This is a genomic window from Sunxiuqinia elliptica (assembly GCF_900113005.1).
GTDB lineage: Bacteria > Bacteroidota > Bacteroidia > Bacteroidales > Prolixibacteraceae > Sunxiuqinia > Sunxiuqinia elliptica.
This window is the reverse complement of sequence record NZ_FONW01000002.1, coordinates 624,766-648,519: the sequence shown is the minus strand read 5'-3', so window position 1 is coordinate 648,519 and position 23,754 is coordinate 624,766. Positions and strand designations below refer to the sequence as shown.

The 23,754-nt window shown below is 40.8% G+C and carries 23 protein-coding genes; 10 read left to right on the top strand and 13 right to left on the bottom strand.

Annotation, left to right across the window (positions count from 1 at the left end):
* Positions 1 to 23: 23 nt before the first annotated feature.
* On the bottom strand, positions 24 to 2,993 hold the full coding sequence (locus BM156_RS07475) for a glycosyltransferase family 117 protein (RefSeq protein WP_170846886.1): 2,970 nt from the start codon (positions 2,991 to 2,993) through the stop codon (positions 24 to 26).
* Between the two features lie 322 nt (positions 2,994 to 3,315).
* On the opposite strand from BM156_RS07475, the gene BM156_RS07465 reads away from it, so the two are divergent.
* The 5 genes from BM156_RS07465 (at position 3,316) to BM156_RS07445 (ending at position 6,512) form a co-directional block, all read left to right on the top strand.
* The gene (locus BM156_RS07465) at positions 3,316 to 3,747 is read left to right on the top strand and encodes an MliC family protein (protein ID WP_093919201.1); all 432 of its coding nucleotides are present in this window, start codon (positions 3,316 to 3,318) and stop codon (positions 3,745 to 3,747) included.
* A gap of 314 nt (positions 3,748 to 4,061) precedes the next feature.
* Entirely contained in the window at positions 4,062 to 4,829 is a 768-nt protein-coding gene (locus BM156_RS07460) for a GNAT family N-acetyltransferase (protein WP_093919200.1), read from the top strand.
* An 18-nt stretch (positions 4,830 to 4,847) separates the two neighbouring features.
* Positions 4,848 to 5,204, top strand: coding sequence for a VOC family protein (locus BM156_RS07455; protein ID WP_093919199.1), 357 nt, complete (start codon positions 4,848 to 4,850; stop codon positions 5,202 to 5,204).
* A 90-nt stretch (positions 5,205 to 5,294) separates the two neighbouring features.
* Entirely contained in the window at positions 5,295 to 5,651 is a 357-nt protein-coding gene (locus tag BM156_RS07450) for a VOC family protein (protein WP_093919198.1), read from the top strand.
* Between the two features lie 51 nt (positions 5,652 to 5,702).
* Positions 5,703 to 6,512, top strand: coding sequence for an AraC family transcriptional regulator (locus BM156_RS07445; protein WP_093919197.1), 810 nt, complete (start codon positions 5,703 to 5,705; stop codon positions 6,510 to 6,512).
* 44 nt (positions 6,513 to 6,556) lie between these two features.
* Here BM156_RS07445 and BM156_RS07440 read toward each other — a convergent pair whose 3' ends face one another.
* Positions 6,557 to 7,435, bottom strand: a complete 879-nt coding sequence (locus BM156_RS07440; protein ID WP_093919196.1) for a creatininase family protein — start codon at positions 7,433 to 7,435, stop codon at positions 6,557 to 6,559.
* A gap of 287 nt (positions 7,436 to 7,722) precedes the next feature.
* Between BM156_RS07440 and rluF the strand changes: the two genes are divergently transcribed.
* Both rluF and BM156_RS07430 read left to right on the top strand, forming a co-directional pair.
* On the top strand, positions 7,723 to 8,457 hold the full coding sequence (rluF, locus tag BM156_RS07435) for a 23S rRNA pseudouridine(2604) synthase RluF (RefSeq protein WP_093919432.1): 735 nt from the start codon (positions 7,723 to 7,725) through the stop codon (positions 8,455 to 8,457).
* Between the two features lie 440 nt (positions 8,458 to 8,897).
* Positions 8,898 to 9,350 (top strand): cold-shock protein, encoded by a 453-nt coding sequence (locus BM156_RS07430; protein WP_093919195.1) that lies wholly within the window; start codon positions 8,898 to 8,900, stop codon positions 9,348 to 9,350.
* 93 nt (positions 9,351 to 9,443) lie between these two features.
* On the opposite strand, the gene BM156_RS07425 is transcribed toward BM156_RS07430, so the two are convergent.
* From BM156_RS07425 to BM156_RS07395, 7 genes are all read right to left on the bottom strand, one after another.
* Positions 9,444 to 10,109 carry a 3-keto-disaccharide hydrolase gene (locus BM156_RS07425; RefSeq protein WP_093919194.1) on the bottom strand — a complete coding sequence of 222 codons (666 nt, stop codon included), beginning with the start codon at positions 10,107 to 10,109 and terminating at the stop codon, positions 9,444 to 9,446.
* Positions 10,110 to 10,259: 150 nt separating this feature from the next.
* Positions 10,260 to 11,324: a 3-isopropylmalate dehydrogenase gene (gene leuB, locus BM156_RS07420; protein WP_093919193.1), complete on the bottom strand. Its 1,065-nt coding sequence runs from the start codon at positions 11,322 to 11,324 to the stop codon at positions 10,260 to 10,262.
* Positions 11,325 to 11,496: 172 nt separating this feature from the next.
* Entirely contained in the window at positions 11,497 to 12,996 is a 1,500-nt protein-coding gene (locus BM156_RS07415; protein ID WP_093919431.1) for an alpha-isopropylmalate synthase regulatory domain-containing protein, read from the bottom strand.
* A 57-nt stretch (positions 12,997 to 13,053) separates the two neighbouring features.
* A complete protein-coding gene (gene leuD, locus BM156_RS07410; RefSeq protein ID WP_093919192.1) occupies positions 13,054 to 13,638 on the bottom strand; it encodes a 3-isopropylmalate dehydratase small subunit in 585 nt (194 codons plus the stop codon).
* Between the two features lie 45 nt (positions 13,639 to 13,683).
* Positions 13,684 to 14,064 (bottom strand): four helix bundle protein, encoded by a 381-nt coding sequence (locus tag BM156_RS07405; protein WP_093919191.1) that lies wholly within the window; start codon positions 14,062 to 14,064, stop codon positions 13,684 to 13,686.
* A gap of 66 nt (positions 14,065 to 14,130) precedes the next feature.
* The gene (leuC, locus tag BM156_RS07400) at positions 14,131 to 15,531 is read right to left on the bottom strand and encodes a 3-isopropylmalate dehydratase large subunit (RefSeq protein WP_093919190.1); all 1,401 of its coding nucleotides are present in this window, start codon (positions 15,529 to 15,531) and stop codon (positions 14,131 to 14,133) included.
* Between the two features lie 31 nt (positions 15,532 to 15,562).
* Positions 15,563 to 17,065 carry a 2-isopropylmalate synthase gene (locus BM156_RS07395; protein ID WP_093919189.1) on the bottom strand — a complete coding sequence of 501 codons (1,503 nt, stop codon included), beginning with the start codon at positions 17,063 to 17,065 and terminating at the stop codon, positions 15,563 to 15,565.
* Positions 17,066 to 17,668: 603 nt separating this feature from the next.
* Between BM156_RS07395 and BM156_RS07390 the strand changes: the two genes are divergently transcribed.
* From BM156_RS07390 to BM156_RS07380, 3 genes are read left to right on the top strand one after another with little or no spacing between them, the layout of a single operon-like run.
* Positions 17,669 to 18,025 carry a DUF6249 domain-containing protein gene (locus tag BM156_RS07390; protein ID WP_093919188.1) on the top strand — a complete coding sequence of 119 codons (357 nt, stop codon included), beginning with the start codon at positions 17,669 to 17,671 and terminating at the stop codon, positions 18,023 to 18,025.
* A gap of 10 nt (positions 18,026 to 18,035) precedes the next feature.
* The gene (locus BM156_RS07385) at positions 18,036 to 18,590 is read left to right on the top strand and encodes an RNA polymerase sigma factor (protein ID WP_093919187.1); all 555 of its coding nucleotides are present in this window, start codon (positions 18,036 to 18,038) and stop codon (positions 18,588 to 18,590) included.
* A gap of 1 nt (position 18,591) precedes the next feature.
* Positions 18,592 to 18,939, top strand: coding sequence for a hypothetical protein (locus BM156_RS07380; protein WP_093919186.1), 348 nt, complete (start codon positions 18,592 to 18,594; stop codon positions 18,937 to 18,939).
* Here BM156_RS07380 and BM156_RS07375 read toward each other — a convergent pair.
* The 4 genes from BM156_RS07375 to ilvC form a co-directional block, all read right to left on the bottom strand.
* Complete coding sequence (locus tag BM156_RS07375) at positions 18,929 to 19,342, bottom strand: lipocalin-like domain-containing protein (protein ID WP_093919185.1); 414 nt, start codon at positions 19,340 to 19,342, stop codon at positions 18,929 to 18,931. The genes BM156_RS07380 and BM156_RS07375 overlap by 11 nt on opposite strands.
* A gap of 234 nt (positions 19,343 to 19,576) precedes the next feature.
* Entirely contained in the window at positions 19,577 to 20,389 is an 813-nt protein-coding gene (locus BM156_RS07370; protein WP_093919184.1) for a ZIP family metal transporter, read from the bottom strand.
* Between the two features lie 301 nt (positions 20,390 to 20,690).
* On the bottom strand, positions 20,691 to 21,791 hold the full coding sequence (locus BM156_RS07365; RefSeq protein WP_093919183.1) for an acyltransferase family protein: 1,101 nt from the start codon (positions 21,789 to 21,791) through the stop codon (positions 20,691 to 20,693).
* A gap of 266 nt (positions 21,792 to 22,057) precedes the next feature.
* The gene (gene ilvC, locus BM156_RS07360) at positions 22,058 to 23,533 is read right to left on the bottom strand and encodes a ketol-acid reductoisomerase (RefSeq protein ID WP_093919182.1); all 1,476 of its coding nucleotides are present in this window, start codon (positions 23,531 to 23,533) and stop codon (positions 22,058 to 22,060) included.
* Positions 23,534 to 23,754: the final 221 nt, after the last annotated feature.

Genomic DNA, 23,754 nt, shown 5'->3' with positions numbered 1-23,754 from the left:
TCAGACTTACAGATACCTCCGCTTCATGAATTGAGCATTTTCAAATATCCTCCCAGCTTGTCATTCAACAAATCGGCTAACTCCAACTTATTGGCATCGGCAATAGCCGCCAGTTTCTGATAATAAAACAACTGCTTTTCCAATTCATTCAAGCTCACTTTACCGGTTAAGTCTTCCAGATTCAGATAATAGTTGATCCACTCATCCAGGTTTTCACTTAAGTAAACAAGCTGTTGTTCACCTTGCGTCCCATTTCCTATTTCAAAATAAAGCTCACTCATCATGACCGAATAATAATCCAAAGGCCAGTTTCGAAACGGCATAACTTTCTCCGCTTCCTGTAACACCAATTGTGCTCGCTCAAACTGTTTGGTTTGCACCAAAGCTTTTGCCAAGCGGTAAAAGGCCGGGCGAATTTGCGCCGAAGCAAACAAACGACGATGGTGCCAATCAAAATAAACCGAACGATCTTTCAAACTTTCCCAACGACACTGATTCATTAGGTTCTCGAACAAACGTTCCGTATCAACTTGTCCCCGTTCAAGCGGTGATTCGCTTTTTTGCGGCTCACTAACCAAACGATACACCAAACCATCATACCGGAGATAATCAGCTAAGCCATACGCTTGAGCATCGGAATAAGCCGTAAAGCAGATGGGGCGTTCGTTGGCATTCGAGTTCAAAATGTCCCAAAAAGCCAATTCATTTCGCATGATGTAATTGTTCTCTAATTCTATAGGAATAGACTTTCCATTCAGATTCAAATACATTTGATTGACCGGAACAAACTTCATCTTTTCTCCCGTTTGCAAGCTCACCGTTGTTTTTGAACTATCGCTGGCAACAAATTGCAGCACTTCTTTCAAATCTGGTTGTCGATCAAGCTTAGGAACAACCGGAAGGTAATCTAAATCGCCTTCAGCATATTTCTCCACCGGAATGGTTAAACGGACACCTTCATTATCGTATATTTTCTGATTAATCTGTGGCAAATACCAGCTGGCATTCAAATAAGGCATCACAACAATCCGGACATCTTGCCGGATTCCTTCAACCTCCTGACAGTACCACAAAGGATAGGTATCATTATCGGCACGTGTAAACAGAATGGCGTTAGGTTCACAGCACATCAGGTAATTGCGGGCCAACTCCCGAGCTGAATACCGATCAGAACGATCATGATCATCGTAGTTCTGGTGCAACAGGATTCCAGGTCCGGCTAGTCCCGCCAATACTCCCGTAAATACCAAAGCGATTCTTGGAGTTGAGAAGTTCTCCAACCAATCAAATAAAGCCAAAACCCCAAAGGCCATCCACAACGCAAACACAAAAAATGAACCGACAAATACGTAATCGCGCTCACGAGGAGTTACCGGAATTTCGTTGATGTAGAATACCAAACCAACACTCATAATTCCAAACAAAACAAGTAGGCTCCAAAATCCTTGTTTTTCTCTTCTATATTGAAAAATTAGGCCGATAAGCCCCAACAAGAAAGGCAGAAAAAAATACCGATTATAGCCAAAATTATGACGTAAATCACTGGGCCATTCAGCAACATCACCCAAGCGTGCACGATCAAGCCAGTCAATTCCCGAAAGCCAATTCCCATTCTCCGGGCCTCCCATTCCCTGAATATCGTTTTGGCGTCCAACAAAATTCCACATCAGGTAACGCCAATACATGTGCCCCAATTGGTAATTCCAGAAATAGGACAGATTTTCGCTTAGGGTCGGAATTGTTGTTTCCCCACTTCGGCCCTCCTTGGTTTGGTAACCAACTTTCTTCCCTTTCAGGTATACCCAACTGGCATATGCTTTTATATGCTCAGGCTCTCGACTATTCATCCGTGGCAGCAAGCTTGTTGTGCCTTCTGCAAAAAGAACCTTGGGGTTCAAGCGAATTGGGACATAGCCTTCGCCATCATACCGGTAGCTTTTACGTTCGACATAACTTTCCGGCACCGAACCAAAAGTCTCACCATACAAAAGCGGACGACTGCCATAATTCTCTCGCTTCAGGTAGTTAATCAGTTCAAAAGTCGTTTCAGGATTGCCCTGATCCACGGGCGGGTTGGCTGCCGACCGGATAAATGGAACCAGGTAAGTGGTGTAGCCCAACATCAGGAAAACCAATGCAAGTAAAGCGAAATTAAGCTTAGGCAGCTGTTTTCGGTGGGAATAAACCAAGCCAGCGGTTAATGCAACAATCCAAATTAAGAGGTAGGCATAAAATCCGGAATTAACCGGTAAGCCCAGTTGATTAACAGCCAACAGCTCCAAGGGGCCAGCCAGCGAAAACACACCGGGAATAAAAACTTTCATCAACACAAGCACAAAAACTCCGGAAGCAGCTAACACCGTTAGTCCCCCCAGTAAAGTTGGCTTTCTTATTTTAAAATAGATGATGAGCCCCACGGTTGGCAGCACCAATAAATTAAGTAAATGCACACCTATTGCCAGCCCAGTCAAAAAGAAAATCAACAAAATCCAGCGATTGGCACCATCCTTGTCCGCCTCTCGCTCCCATTTGGTTGCTGCCCATAACACCGCTGCCATAAATAAAGCGGAAAGAGCATACACTTCTGCTTCAACGGCCGAAAACCAAAAGGAATCGGTAAAGGCGAAAGCTAAAGCGCCAATAAATGCAGACAGCAAAATGGGCCAACGCTGCTCTCCTGCGACCTTTTCCATCAGCCACACAGCAATCCAAAACAAAAACATAACGGTGGCGGCACTTGCTAAAGCTGACACCAAATTAATCATGACCGCCACGTATTCAACATTTCCAAAACTAAGCAAGGAAAAAACACGCCCTAACAATAGAAACAACGGAGCTCCGGGCGCATGACAAATCTGTAACTTATAAGCAGACACCAAAAACTCACTGCAATCCCACAAACTAGTTGTTGGCTCCAAGGTTAACACGTAAACCAACAAGGAAATGGAAAACGCAATCCATCCCAGCAAATTTTTTTGACGTTGAAAAGACATAGTCGTTCTGTTATGTATGCAAATCAAGAATTGGAAACCAGGATTCATCCGTCGCTCTTGCAACGATTGAGTCACATGATTTGCCTACTTATACACCTTCAAAAGAAAAGGTTCATTAACCAAACTCACAAACAAAACCATTTTTTATACAATAATCAGGCTACACCAGAGTTATCTTCACAAACTAGGAATGATGAAACAAACATTAATTTTGTCATGGCAGGTTCGAAAAGCCTGATAAAAAAATTAATTTGGCTTCCTCAATGTATTCTCCCAATAACTATCGGGGTTGAATAGGCAGAAATCAAAAACTTTTAAACAGATGAAACGTATCCTTTTTCTTATTATCGGTATTGCTCTTCTAGGCGCCTCTTTCTCTGCTGGGATGTGGTGGCAAAAGCAGCTTTACCTAGATATTTGTCTGGATTTGGGCGGTGGCGTAAATCCCGGAGAGTATCCCATTTGTGTAATCGAAAAAACAGCATCAAGCGAGCCGAATGAAAAACAAATAAGCTATGCTTGTTCCGACAGTACTCAAATTAAAGTTCGGCTCATTGAGCAGGATTTTGTCCAAGTCAGCATCTTACAACAAGGAGCTGAAATTATTCAGTTTTCAGGGATTCACTCCATATCAGCTAGCGGTGCCAAGTACGATTCGTCCGACAAGCAATATGTCTACTGGACTAAAGGCGATGAATGCATGATCATGAAAAATGATGAAATCATCTATTCTGGCTGCAAAGAGGTTAACTAGGCTAACTCGTGCTCATTAACATCAGATAGTCCAGGAAGAGGGAAACTCTATTTAGAAGCCCAAAATAAAAGGCAAAATCATTATAATCATAAGTTCGATTAATATTTATAATAACATCCTCAAAAAACTTTAATAAGTAAAGAATATGGCTTAAATTAACAGCATAATCCATGGGCTGGTTATCTTATTGCTCTCAATATGCACCACCCTTCAACAACATTTGTTGCATAACGGATATAGAAAGAAACACAAACGACTCGAATTTGGAATGAACGAAATCGTTTAAAGACCTATAAATACAAAGCCACAAAACAATGGAAAAGCTCCTTCAACTTAGCCCTGACAATATTGACCAAGAACACATCTGCTGCGCCTTTTCGGATAAAAAATGCCAAGAAGGTTACGCCCTGAAAAAAGAGTGGCTTAAGCAAGAGTTTGAGCAAGGTTATGTTTTTCGACGAATTGACCAACGTGCAAAAGTATTCATCGAATATGGCCCGGCAGAAACAGGTTGGGCTCCCATTCATGCACCAAACTATTTACTGATTAACTGCTTTTGGGTTTCCGGGAAATACAAACGACAAGGCTATGGCAAAGCACTGTTGCAACAAGCCATTGACGATGCAAAGGCCCAACAGAAAGCTGGCTTGGTGACGGTTGTTGGAACCAAAAAGTTCCATTTTATGAGTGACACCAAATGGTTATTAAAGCAAGGATTTATTACCATTGAACAGCTCCCCTCTGGCTTCAGTCTTTTAGCACTGCAGTTTTCAGAATCAGCAGAACTTCCTTCCTTTAATCAGGCGGCTCACCACGGAAAGCCGGCTAATGAGAAAGGACTTGTGGTCTATTATTCCAATCGCTGTCCGTTTACCGAGTACCATGTCAGTACCTCGCTAAAAGAAACGGCTGCGAAAAGAAATCTACCACTTACGATTGTCAAGCTAGAAACGGCACAGGCTGCCCAAAATGCCCCCAGTCCAGCAACCATATTCAGTCTTTTTAAAGACGGACGTTTTATAACTACAGACCTTAGCATCTGTATGGATTCACGATTTGACAAACTAATTAACAAAACCTAATCCCCAAATCAATTCACCATGCCAAAAAGTTTTGTCACAATTAGAGTTCGATCCATCGTTGAATCCTTGAACTTTTACTGTGGCTTTCTGGGATTCAAGCTAAAGAACAAATTAAGTCCGTCAAGAAAAACGGAATTGGCCCTGATTGAAAACGCAAATAGTTTTATGATTCAACTGGTTTGTCGACATGATCAATCGCAGGTTGATAATCAGCAATCTGCCATTATCCTGTCATTTAAAACAGATGATCTGAAACAACAAATCAACTTACTAAAAGGGAATGGTTACCCTTTCTCCCAATTTGATCTCCCGGGAGGGAAAAAAGGAATTCATTTTGAAGATCCCAATGGTGTTTCCATTGCTTATCTCAACTGATGTAGAATGTCTCATTTTTCCAATATTTCCCAGTTCGTCCGAGCTAATTTTGAATCGTGAATTCAATGTTAAACCAAACAAAAAAAGAACATGGGAAAATTTGTATCTTGGGTGGAAATCCCAACGCAAGAATTTGATCGAGCAGTCACTTTTTATGAAAAAGTCTTTCTGCAAAAACTAAACAAAGAGGATTTTGGAAATGAAAAAATGGCCTGCTTTGAATCGGGAGAAGGAGCAATTGTTGCTGCACCCGGTTTTTCTCCGGCCAATCAGGGGGTCTTTGTCAGCTTTGAAGCTCCTGACAATATAGAGAAAACCATGAATCGTCTTGTTGAAAACGGAGGTAAAATCATTCAAGGAAAAACGAAGATTGAAGTTGAAAACCGAGCGTTTTTTGCCATTTGCCTCGATTGCGAAGGAAACAAAATAGGACTGTACGGAAACTAATGAAAACGAAGGAGTTGTTTTATTCAACTCCTTCAAATTTATTTTTGCACAATGAGCGAACGAATAGCATTTCCTTCTCCAATACTATCTCCTTACATCAAACAGTATTGGACGATCAAGACAACTCTTCCCGGAGATGTTCCATACACCTTCCGAACCATTCCCTCAGGCTTAACCGAATTTATGTTTTACTTCGGCGGAAAACCTAAAATCAATGATTCATCCAAAAGCATTGATTCAAATTTCATTGTAAGTGGACATCAAAAACAATTTGAAGACCTGATAATTGACAATGAGATGACTATTTTCGGCATTGTTTTTCACCCACAAGGCTTGATGAGATTCCTTCAATTACCTTTAACAGAACTATACAATCAACATGTTTCGTTAGCCCAAGTCGCTCCCAAACTCTCCAAAGAATTACTTCCCCGATTAACTGACGCCAACTCATTCCATGAAAGAGTAAAAATAGTTGAGCATTTCCTCATTCAGCAACTGCACCATCATGCTACAACTCCCAATTTTCCTAGAATTAGTCACGTTATTAAACAAATTCTGCACAAACAAGGACAAGTCAGCATCGATGAACTAGCTCATGAAGCTTGTTTTAGTCGCAGGCAGTTTGAACGTGTATTTTCTGAGCTCATTGGACAAAGTCCTAAGCAATACCTAAAAACTGTTCGGCTTCAACAAACGCTTCACCTCAAAAAGCAAAACCAGCACTTGTCAATAGCTGACCTGGCTTTTATTGGCGGCTACTACGATCAGGCGCATTTAACAAATGAGTTTAAGCTCCTCACCGGCCTCACTCCCAAACAATATTTTACAAGCTATTCTCCTTTTTCTGATCTATTTAGCTGAAAAAGCCCACCTCAATTGAGGAAGGCCATTCTTTATTTACTTAACTATTGTTTGGTTTTCAGCGGATTTTCAGCTTCTTGATGAAACTGTTGCTCCAAGCTTGGGACTTTTTCATCTGCTTTAATTTTACGAATGGTTTCTACCAACTGCTCCACATGAGAATTAAGCAATAACTCTCCCGCTTTCGCATTTGCTTTACTACCATCACCACCATAATGATTCGGATAACGAGCATACCACCAAATTCCGGTATAAAGCTGATCCAAATGCTTCAATCTCTCCTGATCAACTCCCGATTGCTCTGAAGCCCGATCTGTGTGAACAACTTCAGGATTAGTTGCTTTCATCATGGATGTTTCACGATTCCCTCCGTGCGCATCATACTGGTCATGTTGCGTTAATGCTTCAACTTTCTCGACCAAATTCTGACTAGTCTCTGGCTGAAACCAGTATAAAGTATAGGGTCTTTTTTCCGATAGCTGAGCCATTCCAAAATAATTCAAAAAAGCATTATTCCCTCCATGTCCATTGACAATGATGATCTTTTTAAAGCCATTTCTTGCTAATTCATTTAAGGTTTCCTGCAACACTTGCCAAATCAGTTCCGGGCTGTAGGAAATGGTTCCAGGCTGATGGCGAGCCTCATTGATTTGGCTAAAATAGTACCAAGGAAAAACAACAGTATATTCCTGCCCAGCTGCTCTCAACGAAAGCTCTCTGGCTAAATATAAATCTGTTCCCAATGGCAAATGGGCTCCGTGTTTTTCAAAAACGCCAATGGGTAAAATGCATGTTTCAGAAGATTTAGCCACTGCCTCGACATAATCCGGGGCTGTTAGTTCCTCTAAACGATAGGGCAAATCTTGTGTGTGTCCAACAAGAGCAAACAGTAAAAGTGCGATCAAACTGATTGTTTGTTTCATAAGTTTATTGATTTAGTGATTGTTATAAAAGTACTTTTCTTTTTATAAACTGCATTCAATTCACTGAACAATTCCTGTTAATAAATCTAAATCCCACTTTGTTAGGCACATTGGGTATTTATCGCAGTCAGCCTACCTCAACACATACAGCATGACCTTATTAAGAATTAAACTGAATTATGGGTTTTAGGATCATTTACTCTCCAAGTATGCATTTTTTTTTGATACTTGCATGCCCAAATTCAACCTCAACAGCCACCTGGTTGTTGTATACAAAAAACAACGAAATGAATCAGGTGCAAGGAGTCAGAATTAACAAATTTCTGAGTGAAGTTGGACATTGCTCGCGGCGCGAAGCGGATAAATTAATCGAACAAAATCGAGTGACGATTAATGGAAAAGTTCCCGAAGTAGGAACACGAATTTCGCAAAACGATGAAGTTAGAGTTGATGGCCGATTGCTCTCCGCTCCCCAAGAAAAACCGGTTTATCTGGCTTTCAATAAACCTGTGGGAATTGTTTGTACAACTGACACCCGGGTTGAAAAAAATAATATCATTGATTACATCAACTATCCCAAGCGAATTTTCCCAATTGGTAGACTAGACAAACCCAGTGAAGGCCTAATTTTCTTAACAAACGATGGCGACATTGTTAACAAAATCCTTCGCGCCAGAAATAATCACGAAAAAGAGTACATCGTTACTGTAAACAAACCCATCACTCCAAAATTCATCAAACAAATGAGTAGTGGAGTACCTATTTTAGGAACAGTTACCCGAAAATGTGAAGTCACTCCAATTAACGCAAATACTTTTCGGATTGTATTGACTCAAGGACTTAATCGGCAAATCAGAAGAATGAGTGAATACCTGGGCTACCGGGTTGTCAAACTCAAACGAATTCGCATTATGAATATTCAACTAGATGTACCTGTTGGCAAATGGCGTGACCTTACTCGAAAAGAAATCAAAGAAATCAATCGGTTGATTTCTGATTCTTCAAAAATCCACCGAGAATAGTTCGAAATGTTAACAAAGAAGTAAAACATTGGAAACAAGAACGTCGCTAAAAGATAAAAATTGGAAGAATAGCACGAAAAAGTAGCTAAGCCGACATTATAAACAACTTTCCCTAGTCAGATCCCCGTCCAATATAACACTCGAAAATCGGCAATATTGGAGCTTACAACTGAAAACTAAAAGTTGAATTATAATTCCTTGAAATAAAATTGTAACTTAGCCCGTGATTCAGATTTAAGAATTGATGCCTTGTAACTGATTTCAGAAATGACATTAGTTTACTCGTGCTCCTTTTCAAAATCGTTGCCTTTTTCGTAATGGCTATTCGCCAACAATCACTCAAGCAGCAACTTGCCTGTATTTTCAAGAATAGCCCGATTTTCGAAATTATGACATATGGATTACAAATTATAAAACACTAAATAATACAAATAGAATTTATGGGTAGATCTCAAGAATCATTTCACAAAAAAGAAGTACGCAACAAAAAGGAAAAAAAGAGAAAAGAAAAAGAAAAAAAGCGGCTTGCCCGAAAAGAAAATGAAAAGTCAGGAAGCTTGGATGATATGATTGCCTATGTTGATGCAAACGGCAATATAATTGACACACCACCAGATCCAACAGATAAAGAAGAAGTAAAATTGGAAGATATTGAGGTGAGTGTACCTAAAGCTGATCCAAACGACCAAGCCGATCCTATAAGAAAAGGGACCGTTTCGTTCTTCAATGAATCAAAAGGTTATGGTTTTATTCGAGATGCCGAGACTCGTGAAAGTGTTTTTGTTCACGTCAATAATGTATTAGAAGATATTAAAGAAGGAAACCTGGTTAATTTTGAAGTTGAAATGGGACCAAAAGGTCCTGCTGCAGTAAACGTGAAAATTGTCCGATAAAAAAGCAGCTCACAGCAAACCTGGTGAGCCATCTTTATAAATATTGAAAGGGCATAATGTTTAACATGGTATGTAAACATTATGCCCTTTAGTTTAATTCATTTCTTTTATCCTAAGATTTTTCCAGGCTACACGAAATGGCCCCCGATCACCAACGCCATGTACCTGCAAGCCAATAAAACCTTTCGGATGGCTTTTATATTTCTTATTATCAACCAAATCTGAAATCATCTTTCCATTGACCCAGGTTTGAATACGAGCTCCTTTAGCGACTATTTTATAGCTATTCCATTCTCCGTCTTTAAACGCTTTATGTGGTACCCGATCTTTCTCCGGCGTCATCCATCCTCCACAGGCTTCGCCGTACAAGTAGCCAGATTCTGCTCCATTTTCGCCACTTGCTTCAATTTCAACTTGTGGCCCATTTACCCGACCAACAAGCTCATCTCCCTCCGGCTCTTTCGTTGTCGACCGGATTTGCACCCCTGAATTAAGCTCGTTATCATACAATTTCACTTCAAACTCCAACACAAAGTCTCCGTATTCCTTCTCGGTGCAAAGAAAAGAGTTTGGACTTCCCTTTGCCGTTTTCCCAACAATTGCACCATGATCAACCCAATAAGTTGCTTCTCCATTCTTTTGCACCCAACCATCCAGATTGCCGCCATTAAACAAATCAATCCAGCCTTTGCCCTTACCAAAAGCAGATACAACTATTATCAGAGATAAAAGAATCACCAGTTTCATTTTTTTCATCATCGTCTTATTATTTAGAGGTTTAAGTTCCCGACAAGTTAAGAAGAAATGTTGAATAAACAGAAATGATGTTAAAGGAATAAATTCGTGAAAACAAAAATGAGGCTCCCTAATCAGGAAGCCTCATTTTCTTTCAGTTATAGACTGATATTTTTAATTCTGCTCAATGTAATTAGCAATCCAATCTCCAACTTGTGATGTTTTGTATGCTTGTCCTTCTGCGATATCTTCAGTCACATATTTCTCGGCCATTGATGCGGCAACAGCTTCCCGAATAAGCTTTCCTTCTTCAGGCAAGTTAAAAGCATATTCAAACATCATGGCTGCCGAAAGAATGGTTGCAATTGGATTTGCGATATCTTTACCTGCAGCTTGAGGATAAGATCCATGAATTGGCTCAAAAACAGAGGTATGAATACCAACTGATGCAGAAGGGAGCAATCCCAATGAACCGGTAATTACACTCGCCTCATCGGTCAAAATATCTCCAAACATGTTTTCAGTCACCATGACATCGAAGTTTTTAGGCCACTGAATAATCTGCATGGCAGCGTTATCAACAAACATGTATTCTGTTTTTACCTCGGGATAGTTTGGTGCCATTTCCTGAGCAACCTCACGCCACAAACGAGAGCTTTCCAACACATTGGCCTTGTCAACCACGGTCAGCTTTTTATTCCGTTTCATAGCAAAATCATAGCCCAACTTTAAAATGCGCTCAATTTCTTCGCGGGTATAAGTACAGGTATCAAAGGCTGTGTTTCCACCGTCTTTTCTACCCTTTTCACCGAAATAAATTCCTCCGGTCAGCTCACGGATTGCGACAAAGTCGGCACCTTCAACCAATTCGCGGCGCAAAGGAGATTTATGTAACAAGGACTCGAAAGTCTCTACCGGGCGGATATTAGCATACAAGCCCAACTTTTTACGCATCAACAACAGTCCTTGCTCCGGACGAACCTTGGCTTTGGGGTCATTATCGAAACGAGGATCGCCAATCGCTCCAAACAAAACTGCATCGGAGTTCATGCAAAGCTCATGTGTTTTTTCCGGGTAAGGCTCACCAACTTCATCGATGGCAATAGCTCCAGTCAACCCATATTCGTATGTTAATTCGTGTTTGAATTTGTTTGCAACAGCTTTTACTGCTTTCATGGCCTGTTCAACAATCTCAGGGCCAATCCCATCGCCGGGAAGAACAGCTAGATTTAATTTCATCTGCTTAAAATTTTTTGATTTCTGAATGTTCAATCCCGATAGTTATCGGGAGAATACATTCAGGAACTCACCTAATCTTTAATCATTCTCATGTCCGTATATTAGAATGAAGAAAATTCAGGTTCGTTTCATTCGTTTATTATCTTTTTAAATTTTCAAATTAAGTTTGCTTTTAGGCATTGGTATGCTCCAACAGGTTTAGCATGCGAACTGTTGCCTTAATTGCTGCAGCTGTTTGGTCTAAATCGAGACCACGCGTTTTAAACTCCCGCTCAAGTTCCCAAATGATAACTGTTTCAACCAAGGCGTCTGTTTTACCTCCCGGAGGAATGGTAACGCTATAGTCCACCAGTTTGGGGAATGGCTTTTTCAGCTTTTTATAAATAACTTTTAAGGCATTAACAAATGCATCATACTGACCATCACCAGAAGCTGTAGCCTCATAATTCTTCCCCTGCACCTGAATACTCACGGTTGCTGATGGTTTTAATCCCATCGCATGCGATAGCGAATAATTATTAATCAGTATTTTTTGCTCAATCCGCTCTTGCAAAACATCGGCAACAATGTAGGGTAAATCCTCCGCAGTCACTGTTTCTTTGCGATCGCCCAATTCAATAATCCGACCAGTTACCATCTTCAATGCTTCTGGCGCCAACTCAATTCCCATTTCTTCCAAGTTGGCCTTAATGTTTGCCTTCCCTGAGGTTTTCCCTAATGCGTAAGTTCGAGTTCGACCAAAACGCTCCGGCAAAAGATCATTGAAATACAGGTTATTCTTGTTATCACCATCGGCATGAACACCACTACACTGCGTAAAAACGAACTCCCCAATCAATGGTTTATTGGTCGGAATCCGAATTCCGGAAAAGGTTTCAACCAGTTTTGACACCCGGTTCAAGCGACTTTCGTTCACTCGGGTAGCCATTTTTAAATGATCTTTGATTGTGGCAATAACACTTGAAAGAGGGGCATTCCCCGCACGTTCTCCCAACCCATTTACGGTTGTATGCACACAACGAATTCCGGCTTTTATCGCATGAAACACATTGGCAATAGCCAAATCATAATCGTTATGTGCATGAAAATCAAATTGCACATCCGGAAAACGTTCGATCATTTCCTTACAAAACTCGTAAGTTTCATCCGGATCCAAAATTCCCAAAGTGTCGGGCAGCATAATTCGCTGAATATTCATCTTCTTCAGCTCCTCAACCATCTGAAAAACGTAATCTTTCGAGCTACGCATTCCATTCGACCAATCTTCCAGGTAAACATTAACAGCTATTCCCAATTCTTCAGCGTAATCAACCGATCGCTGAATATCAGCCAAGTGCTCTTCGGGTGTTTTTCGTAATTGCTGGGTTACGTGTTTATATGAACCCTTACACAACAGGTTAATCACTTTACCTCCGGCACGGTCAATCCAATCCAAGGACACTTTGCCATCAACAAAACCCAAAATTTCGACGCGGTTCAGAAAGTTTTGCTCTGCCGCCCACCCCATAATTCGACGGGCAGCCTCAAATTCACCTTCCGAAACCCGGGCTGATGCGATTTCAATACGATCAACCCCGACACTTTCGAGCAATACTTTGGCTACACTTAACTTCTCGGTATCAGTAAACGACACTCCCGAGGTTTGTTCTCCATCCCGGAGCGTCGTATCCATGATACTAAGTATTTGGTTTTCTACTTCAACCACTTTTCCCGTCATTTGGTTTATCTTTTATTTTTCAAAAACCTCAATCTCGTCTTTCATATCCACCAGAAAGTCAATATCATCTAAACCATTCTGGAGGCAATGCTTTTTATAAGGATTGATTTCGAATTCTTCGCTTTCACCAGTTTCAACCAGTGTAAACTTCTGATTTTCCAGATCTACTTCGAATTGTGCCTCTGGATTATTCTCAATTGCATTGAAAATTTTAGTCAAAAAGGCAGGGCTCACAACTACAGGTAACAAGCCGTTATTTATGGCATTTCCTTTGAAAATATCTGCGAAAAAGCTGGACACAACCACCCGAAAACCGTAGTCGTAAATAGCCCAGGCTGCGTGTTCGCGGCTAGATCCACTTCCAAAGTTTTTCCCGCCAACCAAGATTCTTCCACTGTAACGACTGTCGTTAAGCGGAAAATCAGCAATCGGTTCATTGTTTTTATTGTAACGCCAATCGCGAAATAAGTTATCGCCAAACCCCTTGCGCTCAACCGCTTTTAAAAAACGAGCAGGAATAATCTGGTCGGTATCTACATTCTCTACCGGCAGCGGCACTGCCGTAGAGTTTAATGTTACAAATTTATCGTATGCCATTATTTGAATATTAGAGTTTCAGAATTTTAAAATATTAGAATGATTTTATGCTAGTCTCTTTTGCTGAAGGGTCTGACGTGATTTGATTAAAATAGAAGCGATCTCATGGGATTCTCTCTTTAAATCTTCTGACTGTGCTTTCGAAATGAGTTTTTCATCTAAAGCAAATTCAATCCAAAATTCACTTTCATCAGCTTCTTCAATTGCAATACTAATTTTAGCAATTACAGTAGGAATTGTTTGAGCAACACATGATGCTCTGTAATTTGCAGCGACAGAAGTTGAACACCGAATTAATTGTTTACAAATATGATCGCCAAGCATGTTCTCAGGAAACTTCAATGAGATTCTCACACAATCATGAGCAAATCTCTTTGTTCGAAGTTTCATCTTTTCTTTAAAAGCTGTTAACTCACTTGTTGCCATCTTCTTTTTATTAAATGAATTCAGATATTCTAATCTTCAAGACTCCAAAATTCCAATCCTCCGAACCTACATGAGTTCCCGAGGGTCGGTAATTACTCCGGTAACTGCTACTGCTGCTGCGGTTAGTGGGCTAGCCAACATGGTGCGTGCACCGGGTCCCTGACGGCCTTCAAAGTTTCTGTTTGATGTAGAAACAGCGTATTTGCCTTCCGGAATTTTATCATCGTTCATGGCCAAACATGCCGAGCATCCTGGCTGACGAAGTGCCATCCCTGCTTCTTCAAAAATCTGATCCAGACCTTCTGCGATAATTTGCTTCTCCACTGCTTTTGAGCCAGGAACCAACCAAACATTCACGTTGTCAGCCTTTTTCTTACCTTTCACAAAATCGGCAAATGCTCTAAAGTCTTCGATACGACCATTAGTACAACTTCCAAGGAATACGTAATCTACTTTTTTGCCTTTCATGCCATCTCCGGGAGCATAATCCATGTACTTCAATGATTTCATGAAGGTTGTTTTATCAGTTCCTTCCAAATCGTCTCCCATAGGAATAGCTTGGGTCACTCCAATTCCCATGCCTGGGTTGGTACCGTAAGTAATCATCGGCTCAATATCTGCAGCATCATAATGATACTCAGTATCGAACTGGGCTCCTTCATCCGACTTCAATGTTTTCCAATGAGCTACAGCCTCATCCCACGCCGCTCCTTTGGGTGCGAACTCACGACCTTTGATGTAGTTGATGGTCGTATCATCAGGTGCAATCATACCTCCACGGGCCCCACACTCAATGCTCATATTACAAACAGTCATCCGGCCTTCCATACTCAGACTTTGAATCGCAGAACCTGCAAACTCAACAAAGTGACCTGTACCACCACTGGTAGAAATTTGCGAAATAATGTAAAGCACCAAATCCTTGGCTGTCACACCTTTTTTCAACTCACCATCAACGGTGATTCGCATCTTTTTAGGCTTTGGCTGCATGATGCATTGACTGGCCAAGACCATTTCCACCTCGCTGGTTCCAATTCCGAAAGCGATAGCACCAAAAGCTCCGTGCGTAGATGTGTGGCTATCCCCACAAACGATGGTCATTCCCGGCTGGGTCAAGCCCATTTCCGGTCCAATAATATGTACCACACCATGTCCTTCAGTGCCTAAGCCATGATGCGTAATGCCATGCTCCTCACAATTTTTTCTTAGCATTTCGACTTGGTTACGCGACAACTCATCCTTGATGCTCAACTCTTGATTTAGCGTTGGCACATTATGATCCGGCGTTGCCGTTGTCTGATCAGGACGAAAAACCTTCAGGCCTCTGTTCTTAAGCCCCAGAAAAGCCACCGGGCTGGTTACTTCGTGGATGAAATGGCGATCGATGTAAAGTACGTTTGGACCGCCTTCAACCTGTCTCACCACATGAGCATCCCAAATTTTATCAAATAATGTTTTTGCTTCCAATGTATTATCGTTTTTAAAAGTTTATACTTTTTTATTGAGCAGGAATTTTATTCACTGCATCGATAAATGCTTCTGCTGAAGCCGTAATAATATCGGTATGGGCACCAAACCCGAAGTATTTCACTCCTTCAAAGTCAAGTTCCATATGTACTTTTCCAACATCATCACTTCCACGGGTAATCGCCTGAATCAAGAACTCCTCTAAAGTAACCTGCCTGCGAATGATTTGTTTAACAGCGTTGATTGCTGCATCTACAGGACCATTTCCAGACGCTGTTGCATCGAATTTCTCTCCCGCAATATCAATACGAACAGAGGCCATCGGCAACAAAGACTTTCCGGTAACAACCTGCAAAAACTCCAGTTTCACACGACGTTCTTTCCGTTCGGCATCACCAACCAACAAGGCCACATCGTCATCCCGAATGTCTTTTTTCTTATCAGCTAAATCCAAGAAGCGTCCATACACCTCATCCAACTGCGCTTGGTCCAACTCAAAGCCCATTACTTCCAAACGGTGCTTCAAAGCAGCGCGTCCACTTCGGGCAGTCAATACAATCGACGACTCGTTGATTCCGACATCAGTTGGGTCAATAATCTCGTAATTCTCGCGGTTTTTCAACACTCCATCCTGGTGAATACCTGATGAGTGCGCAAAGGCATTACGGCCAACAATCGCTTTGTTGGGCTGTACCGGCATATTCATCAATGTAGAAACCAAACGACTTGTTTTATAGATGTTTTTAGTATTGATGTTGGTATCGATATTCAACACTTGATAACGGCTCTTTAGTGTCATTACAACTTCTTCCAGCGACGTATTTCCCGCACGTTCACCAATTCCATTGATTGTTACTTCAGCCTGGCGGGCTCCATTGATAATTCCGGCAATGGTATTTGCTGTAGCCATCCCCAGGTCGTTGTGACAGTGCGTTGAAATAATGGCATTTTCAATTCCACGAACATTGTCCACCAAATACTTGATTTTTTCACCAAACTCATGAGGCATGGTATAACCTGTGGTGTCTGGAATATTAACAACCGTAGCCCCTGCTTTAATAACCGCTTCAATTACCCGCGCCAGGTATTCATTGTCTGAACGTCCGGCATCCTCCGCATAAAACTCAACATCTTCCACATACTTTTTAGCGTATTTCACAGCAGCAACAGCACGTTCAAGAATCTCTTCAGGAGTTGAGTTGAGTTTGTTGTAGATATGGTAAGGCGATGTTCCGATACCGGTATGAATCCGGCCTTTCTTGGCATATTTTAGAGCCTCGGCAGCAACATCGATGTCTTTTTCTACTGCGCGGGTTAGGGCACAAATCGTTGGCCAAGTCACCGCTTTTGAAATTTCCACTACTGAATCAAAGTCTCCAGGACTTGAAATTGGAAAACCAGCTTCGATAACATCGACGCCTAATTCTTCCAATGCTCTGGCCACTTCAATCTTCTCAACCGTGTTTAACTGACACCCAGGAACCTGTTCCCCGTCTCTTAAAGTGGTGTCAAAAATGTACAATCTGTCGCTCATGATGAAATGTTTTAATTTCTATCTGGTTTTTAAATTTATTATCAAAAAAAAAGCCACTCTCTGTTGAGAATGGCTTGATGTCAATTTCCTTATAATCAGTTACCCCATACCATTCTCATTTCCGCATCCAAACAAGAATACCGAGTAGAATACTGAGAATAGAAATAGAGTGAATTCGTGTCATTTTTTCAATGATTTCCTGCAAATATCACAATTTAATTTTAAAATGAAAATATAATCGCCAATTATTTTACGATTCTTAATAAAAAGATTCAATCGTCCGATTTATGTCAAGAATCAAGGAAAAATCGATCACTAGCAATCGATTCCTCAGAAAAGCTTTTAGAAACTCCCTCATGCCACTTTTTATTCAAAGCTTGTGCAATGAAATTGCACCTTGCGCGTATTACATACAAAACAACCAATCCTAACAATGTTCCTATTTTGGGAATCAACTCATGAATTTGAAATGATACTCAATATCGCAGGAAGCGCTATGGGCAGACAACAAGGTTATTGCAAAAATTCTATCAAAAAAATAGTCATTCCTTGTAACATTTCTTACTAGCTTGCATCAAAGGGGCAAAACAAAAACAAACGATTATGGAAGATTTGATGTTAGCAGTGGTCTGGCTGGGCTTTTTTGCCTGTGTCTTTTTTGGATGGTACTACTTCCTTCAAGCCAGAACGAAAGAACGAATGGCCCTAATTGAACGGGATAAAGATGTTTCTGAAATTTATGCCAAGCGTGAATTCAGAATTCGCTTCCCCTGGTTAAAACTAGGTATGCTTATCACCGGCTGTGGTTTGGGCTTTACCTTAACTGTTGCCCTGATGCTTAACCCCATCTGGGAAAAATTTATTATGCGCACTGATGGTTTGGTTCCAGTCGCACTAATCCTGCTTTTTGGAGGTATTTCAATGGTTATTGCCCACTTCATCGACAAGCCTAAAAACTAAGCAAGGTCGAATGGATAACCTCTACGTTAAAAAGGTATTAAACGGAGACACGGAAGGGTTCAGGTACTTTATCCAAAACTATAAAGATCTGGCCTTTTCCGTGGCAATCTCTATTGTAAAAGATGAGTTTTGGGCTGAAGAGGTTGTCCAGGAAGCGTTCATAAAGGCCTTTCGAAAGCTGAATACATTTAAAGGCCATTCGAGTTTTAAAACCTGGTTTTGTCGTATTGTTATCAACGAAGCCTTTCAACGAATACGAGAAGAAAAAAAGCATCATACGTACACGACTGATTTCCAGGAATGCTCAGTTGAAGCCGTCGAGGATACGCTGAAAGGCCTAAGTTCAGAAGAACAAATATTCTTGGTACAAGAAGCATTAACTCGTATCTCCTCAAAAGAAAGTTTAGTGCTTCGCTTATTCTATCTGGAAGAACAGGACACAAAAACGATCTCAAACGAAACTGGATGGTCTGAAGCTAATGTTCGTGTGATTCTTCATCGCGGAAGAAAAAATATGCTAGCAATTGTTGAACAATTGATGTTAACAGAATTCCAAACAACCTAAAATGGAACAATTAGAGAAAGAAGATAAACTATTAAAAAGCCTGATGAAACACTCTCGGGTAGAGCTTCCTTTTCAGGACTTTGAAATCCGTTTGATGGACAAAATTCACCAAGAAAAAAAGCATCATCAAGCTGTAAAGAATAATGTCCGCTACGCCTGGTTGTTCTTTTTCCTGGGATTATTCCTAGGACTATTCATCACTAACTTAACCGCTCAATTTGATCAGCACTTCTATGGTATTCCATTAAAAAAGCTGGGCATCGGTCTCCAATTCGGAATTGTTTTAATCTTCCTCTTTCAGTTTGAACGACTATTAGGAATTACCTTTCGTAAGAAAACTAAAAATTGACAGTCACCGGAGGTAATTCTTCCTGCTTTTCAAAATTGATGGTAGCAACAGCCTTTTCATCGTCTTCCCAGTTCATTGGAGGGCAAGTCAGTTTCAGGCTTTTTCCTCTTAAACGCGCATGACGAATTTTATCCAGACCTTCGGAATTGGGAAATAAGGAGCCCTCAACATGGTGCACAATGTAATCTTTCTCCCGGTTGTATTCATACTTCCCAAAGTAAGAAACACCTTTCAAGTCACTAGCATCCTGCTTTGAGGGCATATACTGAATGGAGAAATGTCCAGAAGGCGTGTAGTTGATATAGCCAATTACTTTTTCGCCAAAAGGGAGAACAACTTCTCCGTTCTCTTTCTGAACCTCAAACGAAAGAACCTTCCATGTACCTTCAACAATACTACTCATAACTTTTAATTTTTAAATGATAGTAGTACGTTCAATAAATGGATTTGTTCAATATAAAAACATGTTAAAAAGCCCCCTACAATACTTACTGTAGGGAAAAGAGCAATAAAGCAAATGACATCTTTTTGATTCATTGCTCATTACAAAAAAAGCATTCTAAAAGAAAGAATATTTAAATGAAAAGGTTATTTGCCAACGAAAATCAGCAAAGCTCACTTTTTGCTCAGCAATAAGCTAGCCTAAAGCAACATCAAGGGTCATCATGACTGCAAAGCCCAGCATGGTTCCAATGGTTGCAATATCCGTGTTTTTCTCCAACTGCGATTCAGGAATCAATTCCTCAACAACCACGTAAATCATTGCTCCGGCAGCAAAAGCCAAAGCATATGGCAAAATTGGGCGCATCATGATAACCGCAGCAGCACCAATCACACCAGCAATTGGCTCTACAATTCCTGAAGCCTGACCGTACATGAAACTTTTTCGGCGCGAAAACCCCTCCCTTCGAAGTGGAACCGAAACTGCAGCTCCTTCCGGAAAATTCTGAATACCAATACCAATAGCCAAAGCAATCGCTCCAGCCAATGAAGCCGCAGGAATATCAGCAGCTACAGCACCAAAAGCAACACCAACTGCCAAACCTTCCGGAATATTGTGTAGGGTAATGGCCAATACTAACAGTACACTTCTTCGCCAGGTGGTAGGTACTCCTTCCGCTTCTTCGCGAGGAAAACCAAGGTGAAGGTGGGGAATCAACTGGTCAGCAACCCAAAGAAAAGCGCCACCAGCCAAAAAGCCAACAACCGCCGGGATCCAAGGTGTACTGGACGTCTCCTCAGCCATTTCTATAGCCGGATTCAACAGCGACCAAAAGCTGGCAGCAATCATCACGCCTGCAGCAAAGCCCAACATTCCATCGAGAACCTTACGGTTAATCTTTTTAAAGAAAAATACCATTGCCGCTCCCAAAGCAGTTACGCCCCAGGTAAATAAAGTTGCCAACAAGGCTTGCATAACAGGAGTTTGCTCAGTAAACCAAGTGTACATTTCGGGTAGATTTTAGATTGTTATAACATTTATTTAAACAGCAAATATCTTCAACTATTCACAAATATCCAACTGGAAGCCCGCGTATTGCTGCATGAAACAAGCTGAAATTACAATAAAAAAACATTCCAATGGTGATCTACATTTTAATGGATCAATAAATTTATAAGAAATTAACCACAGCTCCTGCTATAATCGATCGTCAGATCTCGGATTTTAAGACCGTCTAACATTTCCATTCATTTGATTTTGAGAGAATCACAAAAAACACACGGTAATGATCAGCAAAATAAGCTATCAACTATATCTTTATGAAGATTTTTTGCTGATACATCCAGCAGCAGATGTACCACAATAAGAAGGTTGTAATGGACGCTGAAGCCAGGTTTACACTCAAACTCCCGGCCCAAGTTAAAGAGGTATTAGTCAATGGAAAAACAATTTTATTAATCAATTGGGCACCACCAACATGAGCAAACAGGTAAATAAACAGGGGATTCATACCGACGACGGCAAAGAATAACACCCCTTTTTGCCATTTCAGAATATCTATTAGCCAATAGCACACGGCAAGACCAATTAATGCCCAGCCACCACTTGCCAAAACGAAGGTACTTGTAGCAATTCGTTTAATAATTGGAGTAACCGGACTTAAACCATAACCTAAAATAAGCCCAACTGCTCCTGCGATAAATAAAGCTTTCAACTTATCATTCGAAGGCTTATTGCTCATCAATAATCGGCCGGCAAGCACTCCCCATATGGTATGTGCCGTTGTTGGAATTGCATTGAATGAGACCCAATGTCCGCCAAGGTCTACCCCTCCATACAAGGAATCAAACCAAGTCCCAAAATTGTGATTTGGCACAAAAGGCTGGTCAAAACCTTCAAGCCAAAAACCACGGTACAACAGTTCTGGAAAAAGCAGCAGCCCGGCAGTCACCAATAATTGAGTAGTAGTCGATTTTCGCATAACCAAAAATGAAATGAGAATTGTGACTGCGAGCTGTGCTAAAACATTTTGAAAGAAAAATGCAATTTGCCCGGCATTGATGCAATAAAGCCACCAGCCCAGGACAAGTAGTAGTAAAGATCGTTTCAGAATGTGTCTGAAAATATGTTGATGCGACTCCCCTTTTCCAATTCGCTTTGCGTAGGAAAGAGGCATCGCAGTTCCAACAATAAACATGAAAAATGGCTGGATCAAGTCCCAAAAATGAAGCCCTTCCCAAGACTTATGGTGCAGCTGCTCACCAATCGCATGAATAAAAGTTCCTTCAAACTCGGGAGCCATTAAATAACCAAATAAATGAGTGAACTCCGCGATGAGCAGAAACATGGTAACTCCCCGAAAAAAATCGAGCGAGAGCAAACGTGTCTTTATAAACTCATTCTTTTCCATTCGTAAAGGTCTCGTTTCAGAATTGATTTACAGAATCTGCAAATCAATTCTGAATCAAATATATAAAAAATGCGTGTTCGTACACATAATTGCATCTCATATTTTTCTATTTTTTTGGAAAAGCTCAGTTGGCCCTGTTTTAAATGCAAATAAATAATTCATCTCCTCAGAATAAATTTCCCACAAGCAACGGATCCATACTTTCATAAAAAAGGCCCCATCAGTTGATGGAGCCTCCTATTTATTCTTTATTCTTTATTCTTTGCTTAGTAAATTGCTTTCATTGCAGCCATTGCCGAACGTAACTCTTCGCCAATGATTTCCACATCGTGGTAACGAATTTGCGCATTCACTTCAATCAGTCGTTTGTTATCAACGCTATTGTCATAACCTTCGCCATAAGTTTCACCAATCACATCAGCATCAATCTTCTTCATGAAGTCAGCCAAAAGTGGTTTACAAGCGTGGTCAAACAAATAGCATCCATATTCTGCAGTATCCGAAATCACCCGATTCATTTCAAATAATTTCTTACGTGCAATGGTATTGGCAATCAATGGCGTTTCGTGCAATGATTCGTAGTACGCTGACTCTTCTTTGATACCAGCCTCAGTCATGGTTTCGAAAGCCAGCTCAACACCCGACTTAACGAAAGCAACCAACAACACACCATTGTCGAAATACTCTTGCTCGCTAATTTCCTCTTCTGTAACCGGAGTTTTCTCAAAAGCAGTTTCACCGGTCGCTGCACGCCAGGTCAACAAGTTTTTATCGTCGTTAGCCCAATCTTCCATCATTGTTTTGGAAAAATGACCTGACATGATATCATCCATGTGTTTTTGAAACAACGGACGCATAATTTCCTTCAATTCTTCAGCTAACTCAAACGCCTTAATTTTAGCAGGGTTTGACAAGCGATCCATCATGTTCGTGATTCCACCGTGCTTTAAAGCTTCGGTAATCACTTCCCAACCGTACTGAATTAACTTGGCAGCATAGCCTGGCTCAATACCTTTTTCAATCATTTTGTCGAATGAAAGAATAGAACCTGTTTGCAACAAACCACAAAGAATGGTTTGCTCGCCCATCAAGTCCGATTTTACTTCGGCAACAAAAGAAGAGCGCAAAACGCCTGCTTTATGTCCTCCGGTTGCTGCTGCATAAGCTTTAGCAATTTCAAAACCATCACCATTAGGGTCGTTCTCTGGGTGAACAGCGATCAGCGTTGGAACACCAAATCCACGTTTATATTCTTCACGGACTTCAGATCCCGGAGATTTTGGAGCCACCATAATCACAGTTAGATCTTCGCGAACCTGCATACCTTCTTCAACAATGTTGAATCCGTGTGAATACGATAAGGTAGCTCCCTGCTTCATCAAAGGCATTACGGCATTGATTACATTGGTGTGTTGCTTGTCCGGAGTCAAGTTAATCACCAAGTCAGCAGTTGGAAGCATTTCTTCGTAAGTTCCTACTTTGAAATTATTCTCAACCGCATTTTTGTACGATTGACGTTGCTCTTTGATTGCTGATTCACGCAAGGTATAAGATACATCCAAGCCCGAGTCACGCATATTTAGTCCTTGGTTTAATCCTTGCGCTCCACAGCCAACGATTACCACTTTTTTTCCTTCCAGTTTTTTCACACCATCTGCAAATTCAGACTGATCCATAAATTCGCAGGTTCCCAGTTGTTCCAATTGCAAACGCAATGGAAGCGTGTTGAAATAATTTGCCATTTTAAAAGTCGTTTTATTTGTTTCTAATTTGTTGATTCAATTCGTCCAATACAAAGCAATAGAATAATCGACAGAATGTTGAGTAAAAAAGTTGTTTTTTATGGTAATTTTCATGGATTTCAAACAATACTATCAAAAACATTCAAATTTAAAACCTCAAAAACAACCACTTATAAAAACATTCAAATTGGTACTTTTTCAATAAATTAAACGAAATGTCT

What these genes read in the sequence shown, in the direction of transcription:
- BM156_RS07475 (WP_170846886.1), bottom strand. Translation starts at nt 2,993, where the DNA reads ATGTCTTTTCAACGTCAAAAAAATTTGCTGGGATGGATTGCGTTTTCC.
- BM156_RS07465 (WP_093919201.1), top strand. Translation starts at nt 3,316, where the DNA reads ATGAAACGTATCCTTTTTCTTATTATCGGTATTGCTCTTCTAGGCGCC.
- BM156_RS07460 (WP_093919200.1), top strand. Translation starts at nt 4,062, where the DNA reads ATGGAAAAGCTCCTTCAACTTAGCCCTGACAATATTGACCAAGAACAC.
- BM156_RS07455 (WP_093919199.1), top strand. Translation starts at nt 4,848, where the DNA reads ATGCCAAAAAGTTTTGTCACAATTAGAGTTCGATCCATCGTTGAATCC.
- BM156_RS07450 (WP_093919198.1), top strand. Translation starts at nt 5,295, where the DNA reads ATGGGAAAATTTGTATCTTGGGTGGAAATCCCAACGCAAGAATTTGAT.
- BM156_RS07445 (WP_093919197.1), top strand. Translation starts at nt 5,703, where the DNA reads ATGAGCGAACGAATAGCATTTCCTTCTCCAATACTATCTCCTTACATC.
- BM156_RS07440 (WP_093919196.1), bottom strand. Translation starts at nt 7,435, where the DNA reads ATGAAACAAACAATCAGTTTGATCGCACTTTTACTGTTTGCTCTTGTT.
- rluF (WP_093919432.1), top strand. Translation starts at nt 7,723, where the DNA reads ATGAATCAGGTGCAAGGAGTCAGAATTAACAAATTTCTGAGTGAAGTT.
- BM156_RS07430 (WP_093919195.1), top strand. Translation starts at nt 8,898, where the DNA reads ATGGGTAGATCTCAAGAATCATTTCACAAAAAAGAAGTACGCAACAAA.
- BM156_RS07425 (WP_093919194.1), bottom strand. Translation starts at nt 10,109, where the DNA reads ATGATGAAAAAAATGAAACTGGTGATTCTTTTATCTCTGATAATAGTT.
- leuB (WP_093919193.1), bottom strand. Translation starts at nt 11,324, where the DNA reads ATGAAATTAAATCTAGCTGTTCTTCCCGGCGATGGGATTGGCCCTGAG.
- BM156_RS07415 (WP_093919431.1), bottom strand. Translation starts at nt 12,996, where the DNA reads ATGGATACGACGCTCCGGGATGGAGAACAAACCTCGGGAGTGTCGTTT.
- leuD (WP_093919192.1), bottom strand. Translation starts at nt 13,638, where the DNA reads ATGGCATACGATAAATTTGTAACATTAAACTCTACGGCAGTGCCGCTG.
- BM156_RS07405 (WP_093919191.1), bottom strand. Translation starts at nt 14,064, where the DNA reads ATGGCAACAAGTGAGTTAACAGCTTTTAAAGAAAAGATGAAACTTCGA.
- BM156_RS07395 (WP_093919189.1), bottom strand. Translation starts at nt 17,065, where the DNA reads ATGAGCGACAGATTGTACATTTTTGACACCACTTTAAGAGACGGGGAA.
- BM156_RS07390 (WP_093919188.1), top strand. Translation starts at nt 17,669, where the DNA reads ATGGAAGATTTGATGTTAGCAGTGGTCTGGCTGGGCTTTTTTGCCTGT.
- BM156_RS07385 (WP_093919187.1), top strand. Translation starts at nt 18,036, where the DNA reads ATGGATAACCTCTACGTTAAAAAGGTATTAAACGGAGACACGGAAGGG.
- BM156_RS07380 (WP_093919186.1), top strand. Translation starts at nt 18,592, where the DNA reads ATGGAACAATTAGAGAAAGAAGATAAACTATTAAAAAGCCTGATGAAA.
- BM156_RS07375 (WP_093919185.1), bottom strand. Translation starts at nt 19,342, where the DNA reads ATGAGTAGTATTGTTGAAGGTACATGGAAGGTTCTTTCGTTTGAGGTT.
- BM156_RS07370 (WP_093919184.1), bottom strand. Translation starts at nt 20,389, where the DNA reads ATGTACACTTGGTTTACTGAGCAAACTCCTGTTATGCAAGCCTTGTTG.
- BM156_RS07365 (WP_093919183.1), bottom strand. Translation starts at nt 21,791, where the DNA reads ATGGAAAAGAATGAGTTTATAAAGACACGTTTGCTCTCGCTCGATTTT.
- ilvC (WP_093919182.1), bottom strand. Translation starts at nt 23,533, where the DNA reads ATGGCAAATTATTTCAACACGCTTCCATTGCGTTTGCAATTGGAACAA.